A 21,346-nucleotide genomic window follows, 5' to 3' on the forward strand; every position below is an offset into this window, starting at 1 on the left:
CGCTACCGCCGCACGTACAGCCGGAGCGTCACGTATGCGGTCGCTCCGGCCATCGCCGCGCCCAGCAACAGCAGGATCGGCGCGATGTAGAGGATGTCGGCGTAGTCGATTCGCGCGATCAGATGCGCTTGATAGAACTGGCTGAGCGCGTTGTCGAGGAACAGTGCTCGCACCACGATCAACCCGATGATCGCGATGATGACACCCACCGTCGCGGCCAGCACCGCCTCCACCAGGAATGGCAGCTGGGTGTACCAGCGACTGGCGCCCACCAGGCGCATGATGGAGACCTCGGTGCGCCGGGTATAGGCCGCGACCTGAACCATGTTGGCGATCAACAACACCGCCCCGACCGCCTGCACCAGGGCGACCGCGAACGCGGCACTGCTGAGTCCGTCAAGCACGGCGAACAATCGGTCGATCAGCTTCTTCTGGTTGAGCACGCTGAGCACACCGGGCTGGCTCTGCATCGCGGCGTCGAATTCCTTGCTCTGCTCCGGGTTTTCCAGCTTGACGATGAACGACGCCGGGAACGAGTCCTTGCTCGCGACGTCCTTGAACTCGGGGAACTTGCGGATGGCGTCGGCATACGCGTCGTCGGCGTTGAGGTAGCGCACCGACTTCACGTCATTGCGTGTCTCGATCTGTTCGCGCAGTGCCTTGCACGCCTGACCTTCGCAGTTCGGGTCGTCGGCGGCGATGTCGGGGTTCAGGAAGACCTGCGATTCCACCCGGTCCAGGTAGATGTTGCGGGACTGATCGGCCAGGCGCACCACCAGCAGGCCGCCGCCGAACAGCCCGATCGAAATGGCCGTGGTGAGGATCATCGCCACCGTCATGGTGACGTTGCGGCGCAGGCCGGTCATGACCTCGTTGAACAGGAACCCAAAGCGCACGTCAGCGATCCATTCCGTAGACACCGCGCTGTTCGTCGCGCACCAGCCGGCCCAGCGAAAGCTCGACGACGCGCTGGCGCATCGAGTCGACGATGTGGTGGTCGTGGGTCGCCATCAGCACCGTGGTGCCGGTGCGGTTGATCCGCTCCAGCAGGTCCATGATGTCCTCACTTGTTTCCGGGTCGAGGTTCCCGGTCGGCTCGTCGGCCAGCAGCACCAGGGGCCGGTTGACAAAGGCGCGAGCGATCGCCACCCGCTGCTGTTCGCCGCCGGACAGTTCGCCCGGCAGCCGGTTGGCTTTGCCGGACAACCCGACCATCTCCAGCACTTCGGGGACCACCCGGTTGATCATCTCCGGCTTCTTGCCGATGACCTCGAGAGCGAACGCGACGTTTTCGAACACCGTCTTCTGCTGCAACAAGCGGAAGTCCTGGAACACGCAGCCGAGCACCTGGCGCAGGCTGGGGATGTGGCGGCCGGGCAGCTTGTTGACGTGGAACTTCGACACCTGAATGTCGCCCGAGGTGGGTGTCTCCTCGGCCAGCAGCAGTCGCATGAACGTCGACTTGCCCGAGCCGGACGGGCCGATCAGGAACACGAACTCGCCCTTGTCGATCTTGACATTGATATTGTCCAGCGCCGGCCGGGCCGACGATTTGTACTGCTTGGTGACATGGTCGAGCGTGATCATCACGGCACGCAGTTTAGCCGTGTGAGGCGCCCGGGCCCGCCGGGGACGCGGGTGTCGCCGGGCCAGGCACGGGCTGTCGCGCTCCGGGAGGCGCCGACGGGGACGTCGTAGGCGCCGGGGAGTTCGAGGGTCCGGGTTCCTCCGACGGAGCCGGGGCCGGCGGTGGGCACAGCGGCGGACAGAACGGGAACCCCGGCACCGGTGTCGGCGGTTCGCTGACCGACGGCTCTGTCGGGGCGGGGGGCTCGGTCGTGGTGGGCGTCGGGGTGACGGTCTCGGTGATGGTCACCGGCGGCTGTTGCAGCTTGGTACGCGGCACCCAGGTATAGGCCGGGTCGGGAATGAAGCCCGGCGGCACCACCTGCGGAGCGGGCGGCGGCTTCGGCTCCTCCCGGTAGGTGTCGTAGACCCACCACACCGCGGCGAAGGCGATGATCAGCGCCACCGTGGAGGTGCGGACCCGGCCGCCGAACAGATGCTCCGGCCATTTCCATCGCTTGCCGGCCGACCGGTCCGGCTGCTCCGGGGTGTCGGCGGGCTTTCTGATGCTGAGCTTCACAGCGTCTCCACCGGTTTGACGTCGCCGGCGGTGACAACGCCGGCCGACGCCAGTGCCCGCACCACCTGGATGCGCAGCCGGCGTCCTACCTCGAATTGCTTCCCGGGCAGGGTGCGGGCCACCATCCGCAGGTTGACGACACCGAGTTCGATGCTCTCCACCCCCATGATGGACGGCTGGTCCAGCAGCAGGTCCCGCAGCGGGGCGTCGGCCTCGCGGGCGTTCTCACACACTTGGTGCAGAACCTCGTTGACCCGGGTCAGGTCGGCGCTGGTGGGCACCGGGATGTCGACGACGGCGCGCGCCCAGTCCTTGGACAGGTTCAGGGACCGGACGATGTTGCCGTTCGGGACGTTGTAGACCTCGCCGTTGGGGGTGCGCAGCTTCGTCACCCGCAACGTGACCTCCTCGACGGTCCCGAGCGCCTCCGTCGGCGCACCCGCCATGGACAGCTGCACCAGATCGCCGAAGCCGTACTGCTTTTCGGTGATGATGAAGAACCCGCTCAGCAGATCCTGCACCAGCTTCTGGGCGCCGAAACCGATCGCGCCACCCAGCACCGCCGCCGGCCCCACCAACGAGCCGATCGGAATGTCGAGGATGCTGGTGATCTGGACGGCGACCATCACGCACAGCAGCACCACCGACACCCACGAGATCACCGAGGCGACTGCCTGGCGGTGCTTGGAGGCCTCCGAACGCACCAGCGCGTCACTGGCCTGGAAACCGTGTTCCAGCCTCCGGGTGACGCGGCGCGCCGCCCAGGTGATGAACCGCGAGGCCAGCACCGCCCCGATCAGCAGCAGGACGATCCGCAAACCCTTGGTGATGACCCACTCGCCGATCTCACCGCGCCACAGGGCGTGCCAGCGCTGTCCCGGGGAGAAGGCCAAGACCATGCGCTCAGTCGCCATCCGGGGAGTTGCGCCACCGGATCCCGGCTTCGAGGAATCCGTCGATGTCGCCGTCGAGCACCGCGGCCGGGTTGCCGACTTCGTACTCGGTACGCAGGTCCTTGACCATCTGATACGGGTGCAGCACATAGGAGCGCATCTGGTTGCCCCATGAGCTGCCGCCGTCGCCCTTGAGCGCGTCCATCTCGGCTCGCTCCTCCTGGCGTTTGCGTTCCATCAGCTTCGCCTGCAGCACCCGCATCGCCGAAACCTTGTTCTGCAGCTGCGACTTCTCGTTCTGACAGGTGACGACGATCCCGGTGGGGATGTGGGTGAGCCGCACCGCCGAGTCGGTGGTGTTCACCGACTGTCCGCCCGGTCCGCTGGAGCGGTAGACGTCGACCCGGACGTCGCCCTCGGGGATGTCGATGTGGTCGGTGGTCTCGACCACCGGCAACACCTCGACCTCGGCGAACGACGTCTGTCGGCGCCCCTGGTTGTCGAACGGGCTGATCCGCACCAGCCGGTGGGTGCCCTGTTCCACCGAGAGGGTGCCGTAAGCGAAGGGTGCGTGCACCGCGAACGTGGCGCTCTTGATGCCGGCCTCTTCGGCGTAGGAGGTGTCGAACACCTCGACGCCGTAGTTGTGCTGCTCGGCCCAGCGGATGTACATCCGCATCAGCATCTCGGCCCAGTCCGCGGCGTCCACGCCGCCGGCTCCGGAGCGGATCGTGACCAGTGCCTCGCGCTCGTCGTACTCACCCGAGAGCAGGGTGCGGACTTCCATGGTCTCGATGTCGGTTCGCAGCGAGGCGAGCTCGGCGTCGGCTTCGGCCAGCGCGTCGGCGGCGGCCGAGCCCTCTTCCTCGGCCGCCATCTCGTAGAGCACCGGCAGGTCGTCGAGGCGGCGGCGCAGTTCCTCGATACGGCGCAGCTCCCCCTGAGCGTGCGACAACTCACTGGTCACGCGCTGGGCGCGGGCCTGGTCGTCCCACAGGTTCGGGTCAGACGCCTCGTGCTCGAGTTTGTCGATGCGGCTGCGCAGTCCGTCGACGTCAACCACCCGCTCCACCGTGGTCAAGGTGGCGTCGAGGGCGGCGATGTCGGGCTGGCGGTCTGGTTCCACGTTTATCGAGGTTACCGGCGGCCATTGGCGCGCGACCTCTAGCATCGGGGTTACGCGGGTGCATGAACGACTTCCGAGGAGAAAGAAGGTTCGAGGATGCGGCCCTACCACGTCGCGATCGTCGGCTCCGGTCCCTCTGGCTACTTCGCTGCGGCATCGCTGCTCAAGCTGGCTGCCGGCGGTGAGGTCGACGTGCGCGTCGACATGCTGGAGATGCTGCCGACGCCGTGGGGCCTGGTGCGCTCCGGGGTGGCGCCGGACCACCCGAAGATCAAGTCGATCAGTGCGCAGTTCGAGAAGACCGCGGCCGATCCCCGGTTCCGGTTCTACGGCAACGTCACCGTCGGCGAGCACGTGACGCCCGCCGAACTGGCCGAGCGCTACGACGCGGTGATCTACGCAATCGGTGCGCAGTCGAATCGGCACCTGGGCATCCCCGGGGAGGAACTTCCCGGCAGCGTCGCCGCGGTGGACTTCGTCGGCTGGTACAACGCGCATCCGCACTTCGCCGACCACGCACCCGACCTGAGCTGCAAGCGCGCCATCGTGGTCGGCAACGGCAATGTGGCCCTGGATGTGGCTCGCATCCTGGTCAGCCAGCCCGACGAACTGCGCCGCACCGATATCGCCGACCACGCGCTGGATGTGCTCGGCCCCCGCGGGGTCGAAGAGGTGGTGATCATCGGTCGGCGCGGCCCGCTGCAGGCTACGTTCACCAGCCCGGAGCTACGCGAGCTGGGCGATCTCAAGGGACTCGACGATGTCGACGTGGTGATCGACGCCGCCGAGTTCGCCGGTATCACCGACGAGGACATCGAGGCGGCCGCCAAGCATCCCAAGCAGAACGTCAAGGTGCTGCGCACCTATGTCGGGCGCGAACCCCGCCCGGGCCATCGCCGGATCGTGTTCCGGTTCTGCACGTCTCCGATCGAGATTCGCGGCGACGGCCGGGTCGAGGAAATTGTGTTGGGCCGCAACGAGCTGACGACCGACGAGCAGGGCCGGGTCAGCGCGCACGACACCGGTGAACGCGAGGTTCTGCCGGCTCAGCTGGTGGTGCGCTCGGTCGGTTATCGCGGGGTTCCGATGCCGGGTTTGCCGTTCGACGAACGCAGCTGCACCATTCCGCACAGCGACGGACGCATCGAGGGCACCCGCAATCAGTACGTGGTCGGGTGGATCAAGCGCGGGCCCTCCGGGGTGATCGGTTCCAACAAGAGTGACTCCCAAGCCACCGTTGACACGCTCGCCGCGGATCTGGCCGCCACCGAGCTTCCCGACGTCGACGCCGACTACGACGCCCAACTGCACCGATGGCTGCTGTCTCGCCAACCGGAACTGGTCACCGCCGAGCACTGGCAGCTGATCGACGCCCACGAGCGGTCCACCGGTGAGCCGCATGGCCGGCCCCGGGTCAAGCTGACCAACGTCGCCGACATGCTGCGGATCGGGCACGGGCCGGGCGAAGACAAGCCCTGTCCCGACTGTGATGACGCAGGCCTGACGTCCTACCCAGTGCCGTTGCCGGAGTCGCAGCCACGGTAAACGGGATTCTCAATCCCCCACTGGCCCGGTCAGATTCCAGTTATCCGGATTGCGCGGTGAGTACCGCACCGGCAGCAGGTCACCCACACTCGGCCATTTGGTGACGTCTACCGCGAACCGCTGGTAGACCTCGTGCTCATCCACCGTCGGTCCATGCAGGACGCCCGTGATGGTGACGTATTGCGCACCGGTTGCCTCGGGCCGGGGACTGACTCCGGTGACCAGCACGGTGCCGTCCTGGGCGTCCCCGCCGGGTCCCGACCGGAGGAATCGCGGCGCCAGGAACACCGCCATGATCGCCAGCAGCAACAGCAGTGCCCCAAACTCCCACATGCGGTCATGGTAGGACTTTCGCCATGGCGCAGATCAACAACAATCTCGAAGACGACCTCACCCTGGCCCTGGCCCTGGCCGACCGGGCGGACGAAATCACCCTGGCGCGGTTCGGTGCGCTGGACCTGCGAGTCGACACCAAGCCCGACCTGACTCCGGTGACCGACGCCGACCAGGCGGTCGAAACCGCACTGCGTGAGGTGCTGGTCGCTGAGCGTGCGCACGACCAGATCCTCGGCGAGGAATTCGGTGGCACCGCCACTTTCACTGGGCGCCAATGGATCATCGACCCGATCGACGGCACCAAGAACTTCGTGCGCGGGGTGCCGGTGTGGGCCACCCTGATCGCGTTGCTGGAGGACGGCGTGCCGATCCTCGGGGTGATCAGCGCTCCGGCGCTGCACCGGCGCTGGTGGGCGACGCGCGGCCAGGGCGCGTTCGGGTCCGTCGCCGGCGCGCCTGCCCGACGGCTGTCGGTGTCTTCGGTGGCCGACGTGGGCTCATCCAGCCTGACGTTCGCCGGCCTGAATTACTGGGGGGCGCGCGGCCTGCGGGAGCAGTTCCTCGCACTGACCGAGGCGGTGTGGCGGGCACGCTCCTACGGCGATTTCTGGGCGTACTGCTTGGTCGCCGAGGGTGCTGTGGACGCAGCCATCGAGCCGGCGGTGTCGGTGTGGGATCTGGCCGCCGTCGACATCCTGGTGCGCGAGGCCGGCGGGGTGTTCACCGACCTGTCCGGCAACCCGGGCCCGCACGGCAACTGCGCCGTGGCGGCCAACCCCGCCCTGCACAAGCAGGTGCTGGCGGCATTGACCCCGGAGTAGTCGGGCGGCCGGCGGGGCCGGCTGAGGACTTCGTCACACCTTACTTCTGAGTCATCTTACTTCGGAGTAAGGTGGCCTCATCGATACCTTCCCTCGAGTGAGGCTCTGACATGACTGATATCGCCCCCGCCACCAACGGCTCAAAGGTCCGGCTGAACAGCCGTGCCAGCGGCGTCGGGTCGGTTCCGCACAAGCGCAGCCCGATCGCGGCCGCGCTGTCGTTGGTCACTCCGCTGGTCAGCCGCGAGTTCCTGGACCGCTACCGGCTGCGCGAGCCGCTCAACTGGGGCCTCAACTACGGCGTGAAGACGGTGTTCTCCGTCGCGGGAGCCTCGACCCGCCAGTTCAAGAAGGTCCAGGGCCTGGGCAAGGCGCCGGCGCGACTGGGCGCCCCCGCTCGCGCCAAGGGCGGCGATTACTTCGACCTGACCCCCGACGACGACCAGCAGATGATCATCGACACGGTCGAGGAGTTCGCGGCCGAGTTGCTGCGCCCGGCGGCCCACGACGCCGACGAGGCCCTCGACTACCCCCGCGAGCTGCTCGGCAAGGCCGCCGAATTGGGCATCACGGCGATCAACATCCCCGAGGACTTCGACGGGATCGCCGCGCACCGTTCGGCGGTCACCAACGTGCTGGTCGCCGAGGCGCTGGGCTACGGCGACATGGGCCTGGCGCTGCCGATCCTGGCCCCCGGCGGGGTGGCTTCGGCGCTGACCCACTGGGGCAGCGCCGACCAGCAGGCCACCTACCTGCCCGAGTTCGCCGGCGAGAAGGCCCCCCAGGCCTGTGTCGCGATCGTCGAGCCGCAGCCGTTGTTCGACCCGACCAACCTCAAGACGACCGCGGTGCGCACGCCCAGCGGCTACCGGCTCGACGGCGTGAAGTCGCTGGTCGTGGCCGCCGCCGACGCCGAACTGTTCATCGTGGCCGCGCAGCTGAACGGCAAGCCGGCGCTGTTCATCGTCGAGTCCTCGACGCCGGGCCTGACGGTGAAGGCCGACCCCAGCATGGGTCTTCGCGCCGCTGCCCTCGGGCAGCTCGAGTTGAACAAGGTGACGGTGCCGTTGAGCGCCCGCCTCGGCGAGGACGCCGCGACCGATTCCGACTACTCGCAGGCCATCGCGCTGTCCCGGCTGGGCTGGGCAGCGCTGGCCGTCGGCACCAGCCATGCGGTGCTCGACCACGTGATGCCCTACATCAAGGAGCGCGAGGCATTCGGTGAGCCGATCGCCAACCGCCAGTCGGTGGCGTTCATGTGCGCCAACATCGCCATCGAGCTCGATGGGCTGCGGCTGCTGACCTGGCGCGGTGCGTCGCGGTGCGAGCAGGGGCTGCCATTCATCCGGGAAGCCGCACTGGCCAAGCGGATCGCGACCGACAAGGGCATGCAGATCGGTCTGGACGGGGTGCAACTACTCGGCGGCCACGGCTACACCAAGGAGCACCCGGTCGAGCGCTGGTACCGCGATCTGCGGGCGCTCGGCGTCGCCGAGGGCGTCCTGGTCATCTGAGTCATCCAAAGACATCAAGCAAACTCCGCTGCGAACACGAAAGTCTGATCATGGCAATCAATCTGGAACTGCCCCGCAAGCTGCAGGAAGTCATTGAGATGACCCATGCCGGGGCCGCCGAAATGCTGCGCCCCATCTCGCGCAAGTACGACTCGCGTGAGCACGCCTACCCGGTTGAGCTGGACACCCTGGAAACCCTGTTCGACGGGGTCTCCGGCGCCGGCGGCAACGCGATGGCCGGTGCCGAGGCCTTCCGCGACGCCGGCGAGCAGACCGGAAACCGCAACGCGGCCAACATGGCGGCAATGCTGCAGGTGCTCGAGATGAGCTGGGGCGACGTCGCTTTGATGCTGTCGGTGCCCTACCAGGGCCTCGGCAACGCGGCGATCTCCGGCGTGGCCACCGATGAACAGCTCGAACGGCTGGGCAAGGTGTGGGCCGCGATGGCGATCACCGAGCCGAGCTTCGGCTCGGATTCGGCGGCGGTGAGCACCACGGCCACCCTCGACGGCGACGAGTACGTGATCAACGGCGAGAAGATCTTCGTCACCGCCGGATCGCGATGCACCCACATCGTGGTGTGGGCGACGCTGGACAAATCGCTGGGCCGTGCGGCGATCAAGTCGTTCATCGTCCCGCGCGAGCACCCCGGCGTCATCGTCGAGCGCCTGGAGCACAAGCTCGGCATCAAGGCCTCCGACACCGCGGTCATCCGGTTCGACAATGCCCGCATCCCCAAGGACAACCTGCTGGGCAGCCCGGAGATCAACACCGAGAAGAGCTTCTCGGGAGTCATGGAGACCTTCGACAACACCCGGCCGATCGTGGCCGCCATGGCGGTCGGGGTCGCGCGTGCCGCGCTCGAAGAGCTGCGCAAGATGCTCACCGCCGCCGGCATCGAGATCTCCTATGACAAGCCGGCGCACGCCCAGAGCGCGCCGGCCGCGGAATTCCTGCGCATGGAGGCCGACTGGGAGTCGGCGAACCTGCTGGCGCTGCGCTCGGCATGGCAGGCCGACAACAACATCCCCAACTCCAAAGAGGCGTCGATGGGCAAGGCCAAGGCCGGCCGAGTCGCCAGCGACATCACCCTCAAGGCCGTCGAGATGGCCGGCACCCTCGGCTACTCCGAGCAGACCCTGCTGGAGAAGTGGAGCCGCGACTCGAAGATCCTCGACATCTTCGAGGGCACCCAGCAGATCCAGCTGCTGGTGGTGGCCCGCCGACTGCTGGGCCTGTCCTCGTCCGAGCTGAAGTAGCCCGTTTCCTTCTGCGTCTCCTTCTACGTCGAAGGTGCGTGTCTGTACACGACACGCCGTCGTTTGCCGTACAAGTACGCACCCTCGCACAGCCTCGGCAACCCAGATCGCGGCATTCACCTCGGCCGGCACCACCCAAGCGCAGGTGATGCGCCGCGGCCCGCGTCGCTGGTGGGAGCACCTACGGTAAATCGCTGGGTCTGATCACGACCCGGACCAGATCATCCCCTACTGGCGTCCAGCCTTTCGCAGGTTTGGCCCTCTCATGCCGCAGCGAACGTGCGTCCTTGTACGCGACACACCGGGTTTCACCGTGCAAACACGCCCGCTCGCGGTTGGGGGTTGGTGGGCCCGCGGCCCTTGCCCCCGACCGAAACAAAAAGTAACGTTACTTTTAGTTTTAGTCCGATATTCGCATGAGCTCCCCGGGAGTCGCCGATGGAATCCTTCGTCCACCTGCGCAAAGGCACCACGCCGCGCCGCATCCATGCCGACCTCGACGGCCTCAAGGACGACGAGCTGGGCCGGGGCGGCTTCACCGGCCGCACCGCCAACATGTACCGGCGTAACGACCCGACCGCCTACCGGGCCGAAGGGCCGCTACGGCCCCTGGACGTACTGGCCGCGCAGCTGCAACCCGCAGACGCGATCGACCCCGCCGGCGATCCCCTGCTGCTGTTCAGCAACCCCGACTGCCGCATCCGGTTGTCCCGGCGCTCGGCAGAGATGCCGTTTCACGTCCGCTACGTCGACGGCGACCTGCTGTGCTTCGCGCATGCCGGATCCGGGCAGCTGGAGACCGAATTCGGCCCGCTGGACTACCGCGAGGGCGACTGGCTGTACCTGCCCAAGGCGACCACCTGGCGTCAACTTCCCGCAGCCGAGACCACCTGGCTGATGATCGAGGCCACCGACGAGTTCCGGGTGCCGCCGCCGGGGCCGCTGGGCCGGCACTTCCCGTTCGACCCCTCCCTGGTGGTCATCCCCGAGCCGGCCCCCATCGACGACGATGGGCGCGAGCGCTACGAAGTCCGTCTCATCCATGACGGCGGGCCGACAACGCTGCACTACCAACACAATCCGATCGACGTCGAGGGCTGGCGCGGCGACAACTTCGCGTTCTCGTTCAACATCGCCGACTACAACGTGGTGACCTCTGACAGCGTGCACCTGCCACCGACGGTGCACCTGTTCATGCAGGCAACCGGGGTCTACGTGATGAACTTTTTGCCCAAGCCCGCTGAAGGGATCCCGGGTACCGAACGCACGCCGTGGTATCACCGCAACGTCGACTACGACGAGATCGCGTTCTTCCACGGCGGATCGCTCTACGGGATTCCGATGCCGCCGGGCCTGATCAGCCACGCCCCGCAGGGCGTGCATCACGGGGCGCCGGAGAAGGCCCGCGAGCGGGCACGCCGCAAGTTCGACGACTACCAGCGGGTGGACTGGCAGGTCATCGCCATCGACACCCGACGCCGCCTCACCCCCTCCCCCGAGATTCTCGCCGCCGACCTAGGACAGCACGCATGACCGCCAAGCACGACTACGACCGAATCCCCTACCTGATTGCCTATCAGAACAATTCGGGTGTCCGCGACGTCTACGGCGGGGTCGCCGAGCTGGTGGTGCTGGAGAGCTACCTGCTGCGGCCCAAGGACAGCCCGAGCGACACCGTGCTGGTGTTCATGCACCCGATCGGTGGCGGCGCCTACCTGCCGATGGTCAATGCCCTGGCCCGCGCCGGGCACCACGTCATCTACTGCAACAGCCGATTCCGCGGCACCGACTCGGCGCTGCTGATGGAGAAGGTGGTCGAAGACCTCGGCCAGTGCATCGCCGACGCCAAGAACCGACTCGGCTACGCCAAGGTGGTGCTGGCCGGATGGAGCGGCGGCGGCTCGCTGTCGCTGTTCTACCAACAGCAGGCCCAGCATCCGACGGTGACCGCCAGCCCGTCCGGCGACGGGCCGGATCTGACCAAGCTGAACCTGATCCCCGCCGACGGCGTGATGCTGCTCGCCGCCCACATCAGCCGCCACGGCACGCTGACCGAATGGCTCGACGCCTCGATCCTGGACGAGTCCGACCCGACCAAACGCGATCCGGAACTGGACCTCTACAACCCGGACAATCCCAACCAGCCGCCCTACAGCCAGGAGTTCCTGGCGCGCTACCGGGCCGCCCAGATCGACCGGAATCGCCGGATCACCGCCTGGGTCAAGGCGAAGCTGGCCGAGCTCAAAGACGCCGGCCTGCCCGATCAGGAGTTCGGGTTCGTCGTCCACGGCACCATGGCCGACCCGCGCTGGCTGGACCCGACGGTCGATCCCAACGAACGCACCCCCGGCAGCTGCTATCTGGGCGAGCCCGCCGTGGTGAACATGAGCCCAGTCGGGCTGGCACGGTTCTGCACGCTGCGCAGCTGGCTGTCCCAGTGGAGCTACGACGACGCCCACGGCGACGGCGTGGACTGTGGACACGACATCGCGGTGCCCACCCTGGTGATCGGCAACATGGCCGACGACGCCTGCACGCCCAGCCACACCCGCCGGCTCTTCGAGGCGATCGGCACCGACGACAAGCAAATGCATGAAATCCCCGGCGCCAATCACTATTACGCCGGTCCGGATCAGCGTGACGCGCTGCGACAGGCCGTGCAGATCGTCAGTGATTGGCTGGCCCAGCATGATTTCGTAGGCTCGTCGGCATGAATCCCTCAGCCGGTGCACTCGACGGCATCCGGGTCATTGAGCTCGGCACGCTGATCTCCGGACCGTTCGCCGGGCGGCTGCTCGGCGACATGGGCGCCGAGGTCATCAAGATCGAGCTGCCCGGCAAACCCGACCCGCTGCGCACCTGGGGACAGGCCGAGCTCGACGGGCACCACTTCTTCTGGACCGTGCACGCCCGCAACAAGAAGGCCGTCACCCTCGACCTGCGCGCCGAGCGCGGCCGGGAACTGTTCCTCGAACTCATCGAGAAGTCCGACATCGTCGTGGAGAACTTCCGCCCTGGCACGCTGGAGCGCTGGGGCCTGGGCTTCGACGTCCTGCATCAGCGCAACAAGGGCATCATCCTGGTGCGGGTCTCCGGCTACGGACAGACCGGACCGGACGCGCACAAGGCCGGCTACGCCTCGGTTGCCGAGGCGGCTAGCGGGCTGCGGCACATGAACGGTTTTCCCGGCGGCCCGCCGCCACGGCTGGCGCTGTCCCTCGGCGACAGCCTCGCGGGCATGTTCGCCGCCCAAGGCGCGCTGGCCGCCCTCTACCGTCGCACGGTCACCGGTCACGGTCAGGTGGTCGATGTCGCCCTCACCGAATCCTGCTTGGCCATCCAGGAATCCACCATCCCCGACTACGACGTCGGCGGCGTGGTGCGCGGGCCGTCGGGCACCCGACTCGAGGGCATCGCGCCGTCGAACATCTACCAGTCGGCCGACGGCAGCTGGGTGGTGATCGCCGCCAACCAGGACAGCGTGTTCGCCCGGCTGTGCCAGGCCATGGGCCGGCCGGAGCTGACGACCGACCCGCGGTTCGCCGATCACGGTGCGCGCGGCCGCAATCAAGACGAGCTGGACTCGATCATCGGCGAATGGGCCGCACAGCGGGCACCGGACGCCATCATCGCGACGCTGAGCGATGCCGGCGTGATCTCCGGGCCCATCAACACGGTGGCCGAGGTCGTCAAAGACCCGCAACTGTGGGCACGCGGCATGCTCGCCGAGCACTGGGACGAAGGCGCCGAGCGCACCGTGCTGGGCCCCGGCGTCATCCCGGTGCTCTCGGAGAGCCCCGGCACCATCCGCAACGCCGGATCGGCCCGGCCCGGCCAGCACAACGACGAGGTCTACGCCGGCCTGCTCGGCAAGACCAGCGCGGAGTTGGACACCCTACGCACCCAGGGGGTGTTATGAGCACACTTCCCGGCCGGGTCAGCATCCGCGAGGTCGCGCTGCGCGACGGCCTGCAGATCGAAGCGCCGATCCCGTTGAGCGCCAAGCTCGAACTGCTGGCCGCGATCGCCGCCACCGGAGTCCGCGAGGTCGAGGTGACCTCGTTCGTCTCCCCGACCAAAGTCCCGGCCCTCGCTGACGCCGCCGAGCTGGCCGCCGAACTGTGGCGCTACCCCGAACTGGAGTTCTCCGCACTGGTCGCCAGCCCCGGTGGCGCCGCCCGGGCGGTGGCCGCCGGACTGAAGTCCCTCGAGTACGTGGTGTGCGCCTCGGATGCCTTCAGCACCGCCAATGTCGGCCGCCCCACGGCGCAGGCCGTCGCCGCCATCACCGACATCGCCGGTATCGCCCATGATGCCGGCGCGTCGGTCGAGGTCATCATCGCCACCGCGTGGGACTGCCCGTTCGACGGACCGACCGAGCCCGGGCGGGTCACCGATATCGCCTCCTCGGCAAGCGATTTGGGCGTCGACCGGCTGGCCATCGCCGATACCATCGGCACGGCCACTCCCCGGCGTGTCACCGACCTGATCGCGGCGGTGCAGCCGCTCATCGGCGACATCCCGCTGGGCGCGCACTTCCACAACACCCGCGGCTCCGGGCTGGCCTGCGCCTACGCGGCGGTGCAGGCGGGAATCACCCGGCTCGACGCCTCGGCCGGCGGCCTGGGCGGCTGTCCGTTCGCCCCTGGCGCCACCGGGAACATCGCCACCGAGGACCTCGTCTACCTGCTGAGTGACTGCGGGATCGACACCGGTATCGACCTGGATGCCGCCATCGCCGCCGCCGGTGTGGCCAGCACGGTCGTCGGCCACGGGCTGCCCAGCGCCCTGCTGGCAGCCGGAGACCGGAAGCGGGTCTGAGCGCCTCGATGTCCACCCAGCGTGAGCTCAGTTCGAAAGGACGCCTGACGCGCGGTGCGATCGAACAGGCCGCCCGAGAACTGTTTGCCGAACGCGGGTTTCACGGCACCACCCTGGCCGACATCACGTCGTCCGCCGGAAAGTCCACCGCGGTGCTGTACCGGTATTTCCGTGACAAGGAAGACCTGCTGGCCGCCTTGGCCGAGTCGTTTCTCACCCAGGTGGTCGAGCCGTCCGGACTCAAGATGCGGCTACCGGAGTCCCCGGAGGACACCGAGTTCTTCACGTCGGTGGTCAGTGCCTACTGGGCCATGTTCAAGCCGAATATCGGCGTCATGATCGCGGTGGCACAGCTGGCCGCCACCAGCGAGCGATTCGCCGCACTGCAGAACGAGTTCCGCCGGTTCGGCATGGAGATCGTCGCCGCTTCGGTGCGACGCGCACAGCAGCAGGGCTACGGTCTTGATCTCGATGCCGACCACATCGCGGCAGCCATCGCGCTGCTGTTCGAGAACTTCACCGTGGTGTTCGTCGGCCCGTCGGGGCCGGGATGGCGAATCAGCGATCACGACGCCATCGCCACGCTGTCGACCATCTGGAGAAAGACCCTGTACGGCCGTTGACCACCCACAACTGAAGGAATCGCCATGGATTTCACACTGCCCGAACACCTTCCCGGGGTGCTCGCCGAGATGGACGACTTCATCGAGCGCGAGATCGCACCGCTGCAGGCCGAGCACATGCAGTACTTCGACCACCGGCGCGAGTTCGCCCGCACCGACGTGGAACGCGGCGGCATCCCGCGACGCGAGTGGGAGGAATTGCTGGATGAGATGCGCCGCCGCGCCGACGCGGCCGGCTGGCTGCGCTACGGGCTGCCGGCATCCCTGGGCGGCCGCGACGGAACCAACGTCGACATGGCGGTGATCCGGGAACACCTGGCACACAAGGGCCTCGGCCTGCACAACGACCTGCAGGACGAGTCGTCGATCGTCGGGAACTTCCCGCAGGTGATCATGATGGAGCGGTTCGGCACCGACGAGCAGCGCCGCGAGTTCTCCCAGGCCATGATCACCGGCGAGCGGTCGATGGCCTTCGGACTGACCGAACCAGACCACGGTTCGGATGCCACGTGGCTGGAAACCCGCGCCGAACTCGACGGCGACACCTGGGTGATCAACGGCGCCAAACGATTCAACACCGGAGTGCACCGGGCCACCCACGACTTGGTCTTCGCCCGCACATCCGGCGAAGCCGGCTCGGCACGCGGGATCACCGCGTTCCTGGTGCCCACCGACACACCGGGATTCACCATCCCGTTCTACTGGTGGACCTTCAACATGCCGACCGACCACGGCGAGGTCGAACTGAACAACGTGCGGGTGCCTGCCGATGCGGTGCTCGGCGAGGTCGACGGCGGGCTGGACGTGGCCCAGACCTTCCTGCACGAAAACCGGATCCGCCAGGCCGCCTCCAGCCTGGGCGCCGCACAGTATTGCATCGACCGCGCCGCCGAGTACGCGCGGCAACGCATCGTGTTCGGCAAGCCGCTGTCGGTCAACCAGGCGGTGCAGTGGCCGCTGGCCGAACTGCAGACCGAGGCCCAGATGGTGCGGCTGCTGGTGAACTACGCGGCCTGGCACCTGGACCGCGACCACCACCTGGAGGTCTCCGACAAGGTGTCGATGGCCAACTACCGTGCCAACCGGCTGGTGTGCGAGGCCGCCGACCGCGCCATCCAGATCCACGGCGGCGTGGGCTACACCCGCCACGAGCAGTTCGAACACATCTACCGCCACCACCGCCGCTACCGGATCACCGAAGGCGCCGAAGAGATCCAGATCCGCCGGGTCGCGCAGCGACTGTTCGGGTTCGATAGGCGGCCATGAAACCGGGTGCGACCACCGATCAGCTCGCCGACCTGCTGGCCGACGTGCTGGCGCCGGAGTTGGGCCCGGTCGTGGTCGAGGACCTGCGGGCCCTGACCGGCGGCGCCAGCCGGATCACCTGGGCGTTCGACGCCGTTACGGGCACAGGCGAGCGCCGGTCGCTGATTCTGCGCACCGGCCCGCTTGAGGAGCTGCATGCCAGCATGGAGCTGGAGGCGCACGCGCAGCGTGTCGCAGGCCGGGCCGGCGCCCCGGTGCCGAACGTGCTGATCGCCGATAATTCCGCTGCGGCACTGGGGAACCCGTACCTGATCTGCGATCTGATCGACGGCGAGACGGTGGTTCGCCGCATCGAGCGCCAGCTCGACGACGCGGGACGCACGCAGCTGCTGCGGCAGTGCGCGCAGGCGCTGGCCGCCATTCACCGGGCCGACCCGGGCGGCGTCGCATTGAGTGCCGAAGACCAGCTGTCCGCATGCCGCACCCAGCTCGATGCCCTGCCCGAGACCACGGCGCCCTTCGAGTGGGCGTTGCGACGGCTGGCCGCCGATCGCCCACCGCCGGTGCCGGCGCAGCTGGTCCACGGCGATTTCCGGATGGGCAACCTCATGGTCTCCGGCCGCGGTGATCTGGCCGCCGTGCTGGACTGGGAGCTGGTGCACCTGGGCGACGGGTGTGAGGACCTGGCCTGGTTCTGCCTGCGGGCCTGGCGGTTCGGTGCGCCGCTCGAGCGCGCCGCCGGTGGACTCGGCGGTATCGACGCCTTTCTGGCCGCCTATGAACAAGCCACCGGCGGGAATGTCAATCCGGATCGGTTCGACTGGTGGCTGCTGCTGGGCACGCTGCGATGGGGCATCATCTGCCGCTACCAGGCACAGCGTCACCTGAGCGGCCAAACCCGTTCGGTGGAACTGGCGACCATCGGCCGGCGGGTCTCCGAAACCGAATGGGACCTGCTGCGCCTGCTCGACGGAGTCCGGCCGTGAGCACCGGGGGCCGCCGCCCCACCGCGGCCGAACTCGTCGCCGCGGTCACCGAATTCCTGGACACGGCGGTGGTGAATCGCGACGGGAATGCCGCCACCGACGGCCAGGTCAGGTTCCACGCCCGGGTAGCGGCCAACGCGCTGCGCATCGTCGAACGGGAGTTACGCGACACCACCGGCGGCGTCGTCGCCGACGCACTGGCGAGACTGGGTTTCGCCGACGAGGCAGGGCTGGCCGCCGCCATCCGGGCCGGTGACCTTGACGATCGGCCCGAGGCGCTCACCGCCTGCCTGTACACCCTGGTGGAGCATCGACTGGCGATCGACCATCCGGGGTATGCCCAGTAGCCGCTAGAGTGCCTGCGCGACAATCACTTCGACGGTGCTGCTCCAAACCCGATGTATCGGTGCGACCTGCGCAGTAGCATCTGGACCGTGTCCGACTCCAATGCCGCGCTGCGAATCCTTGTCTACAGTGACGACGCCGCTACCCGCGCACGGGTTACCACCGCGTTGGGCAAGCAGCTGCACCCGGACCTACCGGAGCTGAGTTATGTCGAGGTGGCAACCGAGCCGATGGTGATCCGGCAGATGGACGCCGGTGGAATCGACCTGGCCATCCTGGACGGGGAAGCCACCCCGGCCGGCGGGATGGGCATCTGCAAACAGCTCAAAGACGAGATCACGCCGTGCCCGCCGATCGTGGTGCTGACCGGCCGCGCCGACGACGTCTGGCTGGCCAAATGGTCGCACGCCGACGCCGCGGTGGCCCACCCGATTGACCCCATGGAGTTGAGCCATGCGGTGCTGGGTCTGCTGCGCACGCCGACGGGTAGTTAGGTAAGCCTCAGCCGCGAATTGCGCGAATTCGCCTGTCGCCGTTACCGCTACAGGTGATACCCGTCACAGTTGTCGGCAATTTCGGATTCTTCCCAACCGCCCCGTGGCAGCGGGCTAGGCTGTGCCTGAAGTCACATCGGTGCCCGGAAGGGAACTACGTCACTGAGCATGAACCTGTACCTGCCGATCCTGGTCCTCGCCGCGCTCGCCGCCGGTTTCGCCGTATTTTCCGTGGTCGCCACCGCCCTGGTGGGTCCCTCGCGGTACAACCGGTCGAAACTGGAAGCCTACGAGTGCGGCATCGAGCCCACAGACCAGCCGGTCAGCGGGCCGCACGCCCCGCCCGGGCAGCGATTCCCGGTGAAGTACTACCTGACCGCGATGCTGTTCATCGTCTTCGACATCGAGATCGTATTTCTCTACCCCTGGGCGGTTGCCTTCGACGGGCTCGGGGTGTTCGCGCTCATCGAAATGGTGCTGTTCGCCGTCGTCGTCTTCGTCGCCTACGCCTACGTCTGGCGCCGCGGCGGCCTGAATTGGGATTGAGTGGGAGTAGGCGGGCTTACACATGGGATTAGAAGAGCAGCTCCCGAGCGGTCTCCTGTTGTCCACCGTGGAAGACCTGGCCGGGTACTTCCGCACCGGGTCACTGTGGCCGGCGACCTTCGGCCTGGCCTGTTGCGCGATCGAGATGATGTCGACGATGGCGCCGGACTATGACCTGTCCCGCTTCGGGATGGAGGTGTTCCGGGCCTCCCCACGCCAGGCTGATCTGATGATCGTGGCCGGTCGGGTCAGCCAGAAGATGGCACCGGTGCTGCGCCAGATCTACGACCAGATGGTGGAACCCAAATGGGTGCTGTCGATGGGGGTGTGCGCGTCGTCGGGCGGAATGTTCAACAACTACGCGATCGTGCAGGGGGTGGACCATGTCGTCCCGGTCGACATCTACCTGCCCGGCTGCCCGCCCCGGCCGGAGATGCTGATGTACGCAATCCTCAAGCTGCACGAGAAGATTCGCTCAATGCCCTTGGGCGCCAACCGGGAACAGGTGATCACCGCGACCGAACAGGCGGCCCTGTCGGCGCCCTCCACCTGGGAGCTGAGGGGGTTGCTGCGGTGAGCGAGGCCAGCGGCGAGGGCCGAAACGGCCCCGAAGACGTGATCAAGGTCCGCCACGGTCTGTTCGGCGCGACGGGCAGCGGCGACACATCCGGATACGGGCGCCTCGTGACCGAGGCCGCACTACCCGGAGAGACCCCACGGCCCTACGGCGGGTACTTCGACGAGCTCGTCGACACCCTCACCGCTGCCCTGCAGCGCAACGGAATCGAATTCGCCGACGCCATCGAGAAAGTGGTGGTGTATCGCGACGAGCTGACGCTGTACATCCGTCGCGCGCAACTGCCGGCGGTGGCCCAGCTGCTGCGGGATGAGCCGGAGCTGCGCTTCGAACTGAGCCTCGGGGTCTCGGGCGTGCATTACCCCGGTGACACCGACCGCGAGTTGCACGCGGTCTACCCGTTGCGATCCATCACCCACAACCGCCGTGTGCGCTTGGAAGTCGCTGCGCCTGACGCAGATCCGCACATTCCGTCACTGTTCGCCGTCTACCCCACCACGGACTGGCATGAGCGGGAGACCTACGACTTCTTCGGGATCATCTTCGACGGCCACCCCTCGCTGACCCGGATCGAGATGCCCGACGACTGGCACGGCCACCCGCAGCGCAAGGACTATCCGTTGGGCGGCATCCCGGTCGAGTACAAGGGCGCGCAGATACCGCCGCCGGACCAGCGGAGGGCTTACAAGTAATGAGCACCGACACGCCGCACACCGTCCTGAATGTCGGTGGGCAGGAATGGGATCAGGTGGTCGAGGCCGCCAAGGCCGCGGACCCCGGCGAACGCATCGTCGTCAACATGGGACCCCAGCACCCGTCGACACACGGCGTGTTGCGACTGATCCTGGAACTCGAGGGCGAGACAGTGACCGAAGCCCGTTGCGGCATCGGCTATCTGCACACCGGCATCGAGAAAAACCTGGAAAGCCGCTACTGGACCCAGGGCGTCACGTTCGTGACCCGGATGGACTACCTGTCGCCGTTCTTCAACGAGACCGCCTACTGCCTCGGTGTGGAGAAGCTGCTCGACATCACCGACGACATCCCCGAGCGCGCCAGCGTCATCCGGGTTTTGATGATGGAGCTCAACCGGATGTCCTCGCATCTGGTTGCGCTCGCGACCGGCGGCATGGAGCTCGGCGCGCTTTCGGTGATGCTGTTCGGTTTCCGGGAACGCGAACTGGTGCTTGACATTTTCGAGGCGATCACCGGTCTGCGGATGAACCACCAGTACGTCCGGCCCGGCGGGGTGTCAGTGGATCTGCCCGACGACGCGGTCCCCATGATTCGCGACTTCCTCAAGCTGATGCCCAAGCGGCTCAAGGATATCGAGGACCTGCTCACCGAGAACTACATCTGGAAGGCCCGCACCAAGGGCGTGGGCTACCTGGACCTGACCGGGTGCATGGCGCTGGGCATCACCGGTCCGGTGCTGCGCTCGACGGGCCTGCCCTACGACGTGCGACGTGCCGAGCCCTACTGCGGCTACCAAGACTACGAGTTCGAGGTGATCACCGATGACGGCTGTGATGCCTACGGCCGCTACCTGATCCGCATCGCAGAGATCAAGGAGTCCCTGAAAATCGTCGAACAGTGTCTGGACAAGCTGCGGCCCGGGCCGGTGATGGTCTCCGACCGCAAGATCGCCTGGCCGGCCGACCTGACCATCGGCCCGGACGGGCAGGGCAACTCTCGTGAGCACATCGGCTGGATCATGGGCCACTCGATGGAAGGGCTGATCCACCACTTCAAGCGAGTCACCGAAGATCTGTGGGTGCCGCCGGGGCAGGTGTTCGTCTCGGTCGAGTCGCCTCGCGGCGAACTGGGGGTGCACATGGTCAGCGACGGCGGTACCCGGCCCTACCGGGTGCACTACCGGGACCCGTCGTTCACCAACCTGCAGGCGGTGGCCGCGATGAGCGAGGGCGGGCTGATCGCCGACGTGATCGCCGCGGTCGCCAGCATCGACCCGGTCATGGGCGGGGTGGACCGGTGAGCGCGCCGGGCGGCGAGATCGACAAGGCCGGCGTCAACAAGACCGGGCGCGG

At 67.4% G+C, this 21,346-nt stretch carries 23 protein-coding genes; 17 read left to right on the forward strand and 6 right to left on the reverse strand.

Features of this window, described 5'->3' with window-relative positions:
* Positions 1–2: 2 nt before the first annotated feature.
* Genes ftsX through prfB form a run of 5 tightly spaced genes read right to left on the reverse strand, consistent with a single transcriptional unit; the run spans position 3 to position 4,165 of the window.
* Complete coding sequence (ftsX, locus tag K3U94_RS16170) at positions 3–896, reverse strand: permease-like cell division protein FtsX (RefSeq protein ID WP_047318982.1); 894 nt, start codon at positions 894–896, stop codon at positions 3–5.
* A gap of 1 nt (position 897) precedes the next feature.
* Positions 898–1,587 (reverse strand): cell division ATP-binding protein FtsE, encoded by a 690-nt coding sequence (gene ftsE / locus K3U94_RS16175; protein WP_047318981.1) that lies wholly within the window; start codon positions 1,585–1,587, stop codon positions 898–900.
* Positions 1,588–1,600: 13 nt separating this feature from the next.
* A complete protein-coding gene (locus tag K3U94_RS16180; RefSeq protein ID WP_220696834.1) occupies positions 1,601–2,134 on the reverse strand; it encodes an Rv3103c family proline-rich protein in 534 nt (177 codons plus the stop codon).
* A gap of 8 nt (positions 2,135–2,142) precedes the next feature.
* The gene (locus tag K3U94_RS16185; protein WP_047318980.1) at positions 2,143–3,060 is read right to left on the reverse strand and encodes a mechanosensitive ion channel family protein; all 918 of its coding nucleotides are present in this window, start codon (positions 3,058–3,060) and stop codon (positions 2,143–2,145) included.
* A complete protein-coding gene (gene prfB / locus K3U94_RS16190; RefSeq protein WP_047318979.1) occupies positions 3,050–4,165 on the reverse strand; it encodes a peptide chain release factor 2 in 1,116 nt (371 codons plus the stop codon). Before prfB ends, K3U94_RS16185 begins: the two co-directional genes overlap by 11 nt.
* Positions 4,166–4,261: 96 nt before the next feature.
* On the opposite strand from prfB, the gene K3U94_RS16195 reads away from it, so the two are divergent.
* The gene (locus tag K3U94_RS16195) at positions 4,262–5,710 is read left to right on the forward strand and encodes an FAD-dependent oxidoreductase (protein ID WP_220694370.1); all 1,449 of its coding nucleotides are present in this window, start codon (positions 4,262–4,264) and stop codon (positions 5,708–5,710) included.
* A gap of 9 nt (positions 5,711–5,719) precedes the next feature.
* Here the strand turns inward: K3U94_RS16195 and K3U94_RS16200 are convergent, their stop codons facing one another.
* Positions 5,720–6,043 carry a hypothetical protein gene (locus K3U94_RS16200; RefSeq protein ID WP_047318978.1) on the reverse strand — a complete coding sequence of 108 codons (324 nt, stop codon included), beginning with the start codon at positions 6,041–6,043 and terminating at the stop codon, positions 5,720–5,722.
* A 23-nt stretch (positions 6,044–6,066) separates the two neighbouring features.
* Here K3U94_RS16200 and hisN point away from each other — a divergent pair, with 23 nt between their 5' ends.
* The 16 genes from hisN to nuoD all read left to right on the forward strand — a co-directional run bounded on the left by hisN (position 6,067) and on the right by nuoD (position 21,294).
* Entirely contained in the window at positions 6,067–6,867 is an 801-nt protein-coding gene (gene hisN, locus K3U94_RS16205; RefSeq protein WP_220694371.1) for a histidinol-phosphatase, read from the forward strand.
* A gap of 110 nt (positions 6,868–6,977) precedes the next feature.
* Positions 6,978–8,381, forward strand: a complete 1,404-nt coding sequence (locus K3U94_RS16210; protein ID WP_220694372.1) for an acyl-CoA dehydrogenase family protein — start codon at positions 6,978–6,980, stop codon at positions 8,379–8,381.
* Positions 8,382–8,431: 50 nt separating this feature from the next.
* Positions 8,432–9,640: an acyl-CoA dehydrogenase family protein gene (locus tag K3U94_RS16215; RefSeq protein WP_220694373.1), complete on the forward strand. Its 1,209-nt coding sequence runs from the start codon at positions 8,432–8,434 to the stop codon at positions 9,638–9,640.
* Between the two features lie 438 nt (positions 9,641–10,078).
* Positions 10,079–11,173: a homogentisate 1,2-dioxygenase gene (locus K3U94_RS16220; RefSeq protein WP_220694374.1), complete on the forward strand. Its 1,095-nt coding sequence runs from the start codon at positions 10,079–10,081 to the stop codon at positions 11,171–11,173.
* Positions 11,170–12,354 (forward strand): alpha/beta hydrolase family protein, encoded by a 1,185-nt coding sequence (locus K3U94_RS16225; protein WP_220694375.1) that lies wholly within the window; start codon positions 11,170–11,172, stop codon positions 12,352–12,354. Before K3U94_RS16220 ends, K3U94_RS16225 begins: the two co-directional genes overlap by 4 nt.
* Positions 12,351–13,559 (forward strand): CaiB/BaiF CoA transferase family protein, encoded by a 1,209-nt coding sequence (locus tag K3U94_RS16230; protein ID WP_220694376.1) that lies wholly within the window; start codon positions 12,351–12,353, stop codon positions 13,557–13,559. Before K3U94_RS16225 ends, K3U94_RS16230 begins: the two co-directional genes overlap by 4 nt.
* A complete protein-coding gene (locus K3U94_RS16235; RefSeq protein WP_220694377.1) occupies positions 13,556–14,461 on the forward strand; it encodes a hydroxymethylglutaryl-CoA lyase in 906 nt (301 codons plus the stop codon). The genes K3U94_RS16230 and K3U94_RS16235 overlap by 4 nt, the downstream gene beginning before the upstream one ends.
* 8 nt (positions 14,462–14,469) lie before the next feature.
* The gene (locus K3U94_RS16240; protein ID WP_220694378.1) at positions 14,470–15,084 is read left to right on the forward strand and encodes a TetR/AcrR family transcriptional regulator; all 615 of its coding nucleotides are present in this window, start codon (positions 14,470–14,472) and stop codon (positions 15,082–15,084) included.
* A 24-nt stretch (positions 15,085–15,108) separates the two neighbouring features.
* Entirely contained in the window at positions 15,109–16,350 is a 1,242-nt protein-coding gene (locus K3U94_RS16245) for an acyl-CoA dehydrogenase family protein (RefSeq protein ID WP_047318970.1), read from the forward strand.
* Positions 16,347–17,336 (forward strand): phosphotransferase family protein, encoded by a 990-nt coding sequence (locus K3U94_RS16250; RefSeq protein ID WP_220694379.1) that lies wholly within the window; start codon positions 16,347–16,349, stop codon positions 17,334–17,336. The genes K3U94_RS16245 and K3U94_RS16250 overlap by 4 nt, the downstream gene beginning before the upstream one ends.
* On the forward strand, positions 17,333–17,683 hold the full coding sequence (locus tag K3U94_RS16255) for a DUF6285 domain-containing protein (RefSeq protein WP_230987159.1): 351 nt from the start codon (positions 17,333–17,335) through the stop codon (positions 17,681–17,683). Before K3U94_RS16250 ends, K3U94_RS16255 begins: the two co-directional genes overlap by 4 nt.
* A gap of 87 nt (positions 17,684–17,770) precedes the next feature.
* A complete protein-coding gene (locus tag K3U94_RS16260) occupies positions 17,771–18,175 on the forward strand; it encodes an Rv3143 family two-component system response regulator (RefSeq protein WP_047319072.1) in 405 nt (134 codons plus the stop codon).
* Positions 18,176–18,343: 168 nt separating this feature from the next.
* Entirely contained in the window at positions 18,344–18,721 is a 378-nt protein-coding gene (locus K3U94_RS16265; RefSeq protein WP_047318967.1) for an NADH-quinone oxidoreductase subunit A, read from the forward strand.
* 22 nt (positions 18,722–18,743) lie between these two features.
* Entirely contained in the window at positions 18,744–19,298 is a 555-nt protein-coding gene (locus tag K3U94_RS16270) for a NuoB/complex I 20 kDa subunit family protein (RefSeq protein ID WP_047318966.1), read from the forward strand.
* A complete protein-coding gene (locus tag K3U94_RS16275; RefSeq protein ID WP_109519543.1) occupies positions 19,295–19,990 on the forward strand; it encodes an NADH-quinone oxidoreductase subunit C in 696 nt (231 codons plus the stop codon). The genes K3U94_RS16270 and K3U94_RS16275 overlap by 4 nt, the downstream gene beginning before the upstream one ends.
* Positions 19,990–21,294, forward strand: coding sequence for an NADH dehydrogenase (quinone) subunit D (nuoD, locus tag K3U94_RS16280; protein WP_220694381.1), 1,305 nt, complete (start codon positions 19,990–19,992; stop codon positions 21,292–21,294). The genes K3U94_RS16275 and nuoD overlap by 1 nt, the downstream gene beginning before the upstream one ends.
* Positions 21,295–21,346: the final 52 nt, after the last annotated feature.

This window comes from Mycolicibacter heraklionensis (assembly GCF_019645815.1).
GTDB classification, from domain to species: domain Bacteria; phylum Actinomycetota; class Actinomycetes; order Mycobacteriales; family Mycobacteriaceae; genus Mycobacterium; species Mycobacterium heraklionense.

Bases quoted from the DNA above. Each gene is read 5' to 3' on its own strand.
- K3U94_RS16240 (WP_220694378.1), top strand. From the start codon at position 14,470: ATGTCCACCCAGCGTGAGCTCAGTTCGAAAGGACGCCTGACGCGCGGT.
- K3U94_RS16210 (WP_220694372.1), top strand. From the start codon at position 6,978: ATGACTGATATCGCCCCCGCCACCAACGGCTCAAAGGTCCGGCTGAAC.
- hisN (WP_220694371.1), top strand. From the start codon at position 6,067: ATGGCGCAGATCAACAACAATCTCGAAGACGACCTCACCCTGGCCCTG.
- K3U94_RS16265 (WP_047318967.1), top strand. From the start codon at position 18,344: ATGAACCTGTACCTGCCGATCCTGGTCCTCGCCGCGCTCGCCGCCGGT.
- K3U94_RS16195 (WP_220694370.1), top strand. From the start codon at position 4,262: ATGCGGCCCTACCACGTCGCGATCGTCGGCTCCGGTCCCTCTGGCTAC.
- K3U94_RS16250 (WP_220694379.1), top strand. From the start codon at position 16,347: ATGAAACCGGGTGCGACCACCGATCAGCTCGCCGACCTGCTGGCCGAC.
- K3U94_RS16200 (WP_047318978.1), bottom strand. From the start codon at position 6,043: ATGTGGGAGTTTGGGGCACTGCTGTTGCTGCTGGCGATCATGGCGGTG.
- K3U94_RS16235 (WP_220694377.1), top strand. From the start codon at position 13,556: ATGAGCACACTTCCCGGCCGGGTCAGCATCCGCGAGGTCGCGCTGCGC.
- nuoD (WP_220694381.1), top strand. From the start codon at position 19,990: ATGAGCACCGACACGCCGCACACCGTCCTGAATGTCGGTGGGCAGGAA.
- K3U94_RS16220 (WP_220694374.1), top strand. From the start codon at position 10,079: ATGGAATCCTTCGTCCACCTGCGCAAAGGCACCACGCCGCGCCGCATC.
- K3U94_RS16230 (WP_220694376.1), top strand. From the start codon at position 12,351: ATGAATCCCTCAGCCGGTGCACTCGACGGCATCCGGGTCATTGAGCTC.
- K3U94_RS16225 (WP_220694375.1), top strand. From the start codon at position 11,170: ATGACCGCCAAGCACGACTACGACCGAATCCCCTACCTGATTGCCTAT.
- K3U94_RS16215 (WP_220694373.1), top strand. From the start codon at position 8,432: ATGGCAATCAATCTGGAACTGCCCCGCAAGCTGCAGGAAGTCATTGAG.
- K3U94_RS16185 (WP_047318980.1), bottom strand. From the start codon at position 3,060: ATGGCGACTGAGCGCATGGTCTTGGCCTTCTCCCCGGGACAGCGCTGG.
- K3U94_RS16270 (WP_047318966.1), top strand. From the start codon at position 18,744: ATGGGATTAGAAGAGCAGCTCCCGAGCGGTCTCCTGTTGTCCACCGTG.
- K3U94_RS16245 (WP_047318970.1), top strand. From the start codon at position 15,109: ATGGATTTCACACTGCCCGAACACCTTCCCGGGGTGCTCGCCGAGATG.
- ftsE (WP_047318981.1), bottom strand. From the start codon at position 1,587: ATGATCACGCTCGACCATGTCACCAAGCAGTACAAATCGTCGGCCCGG.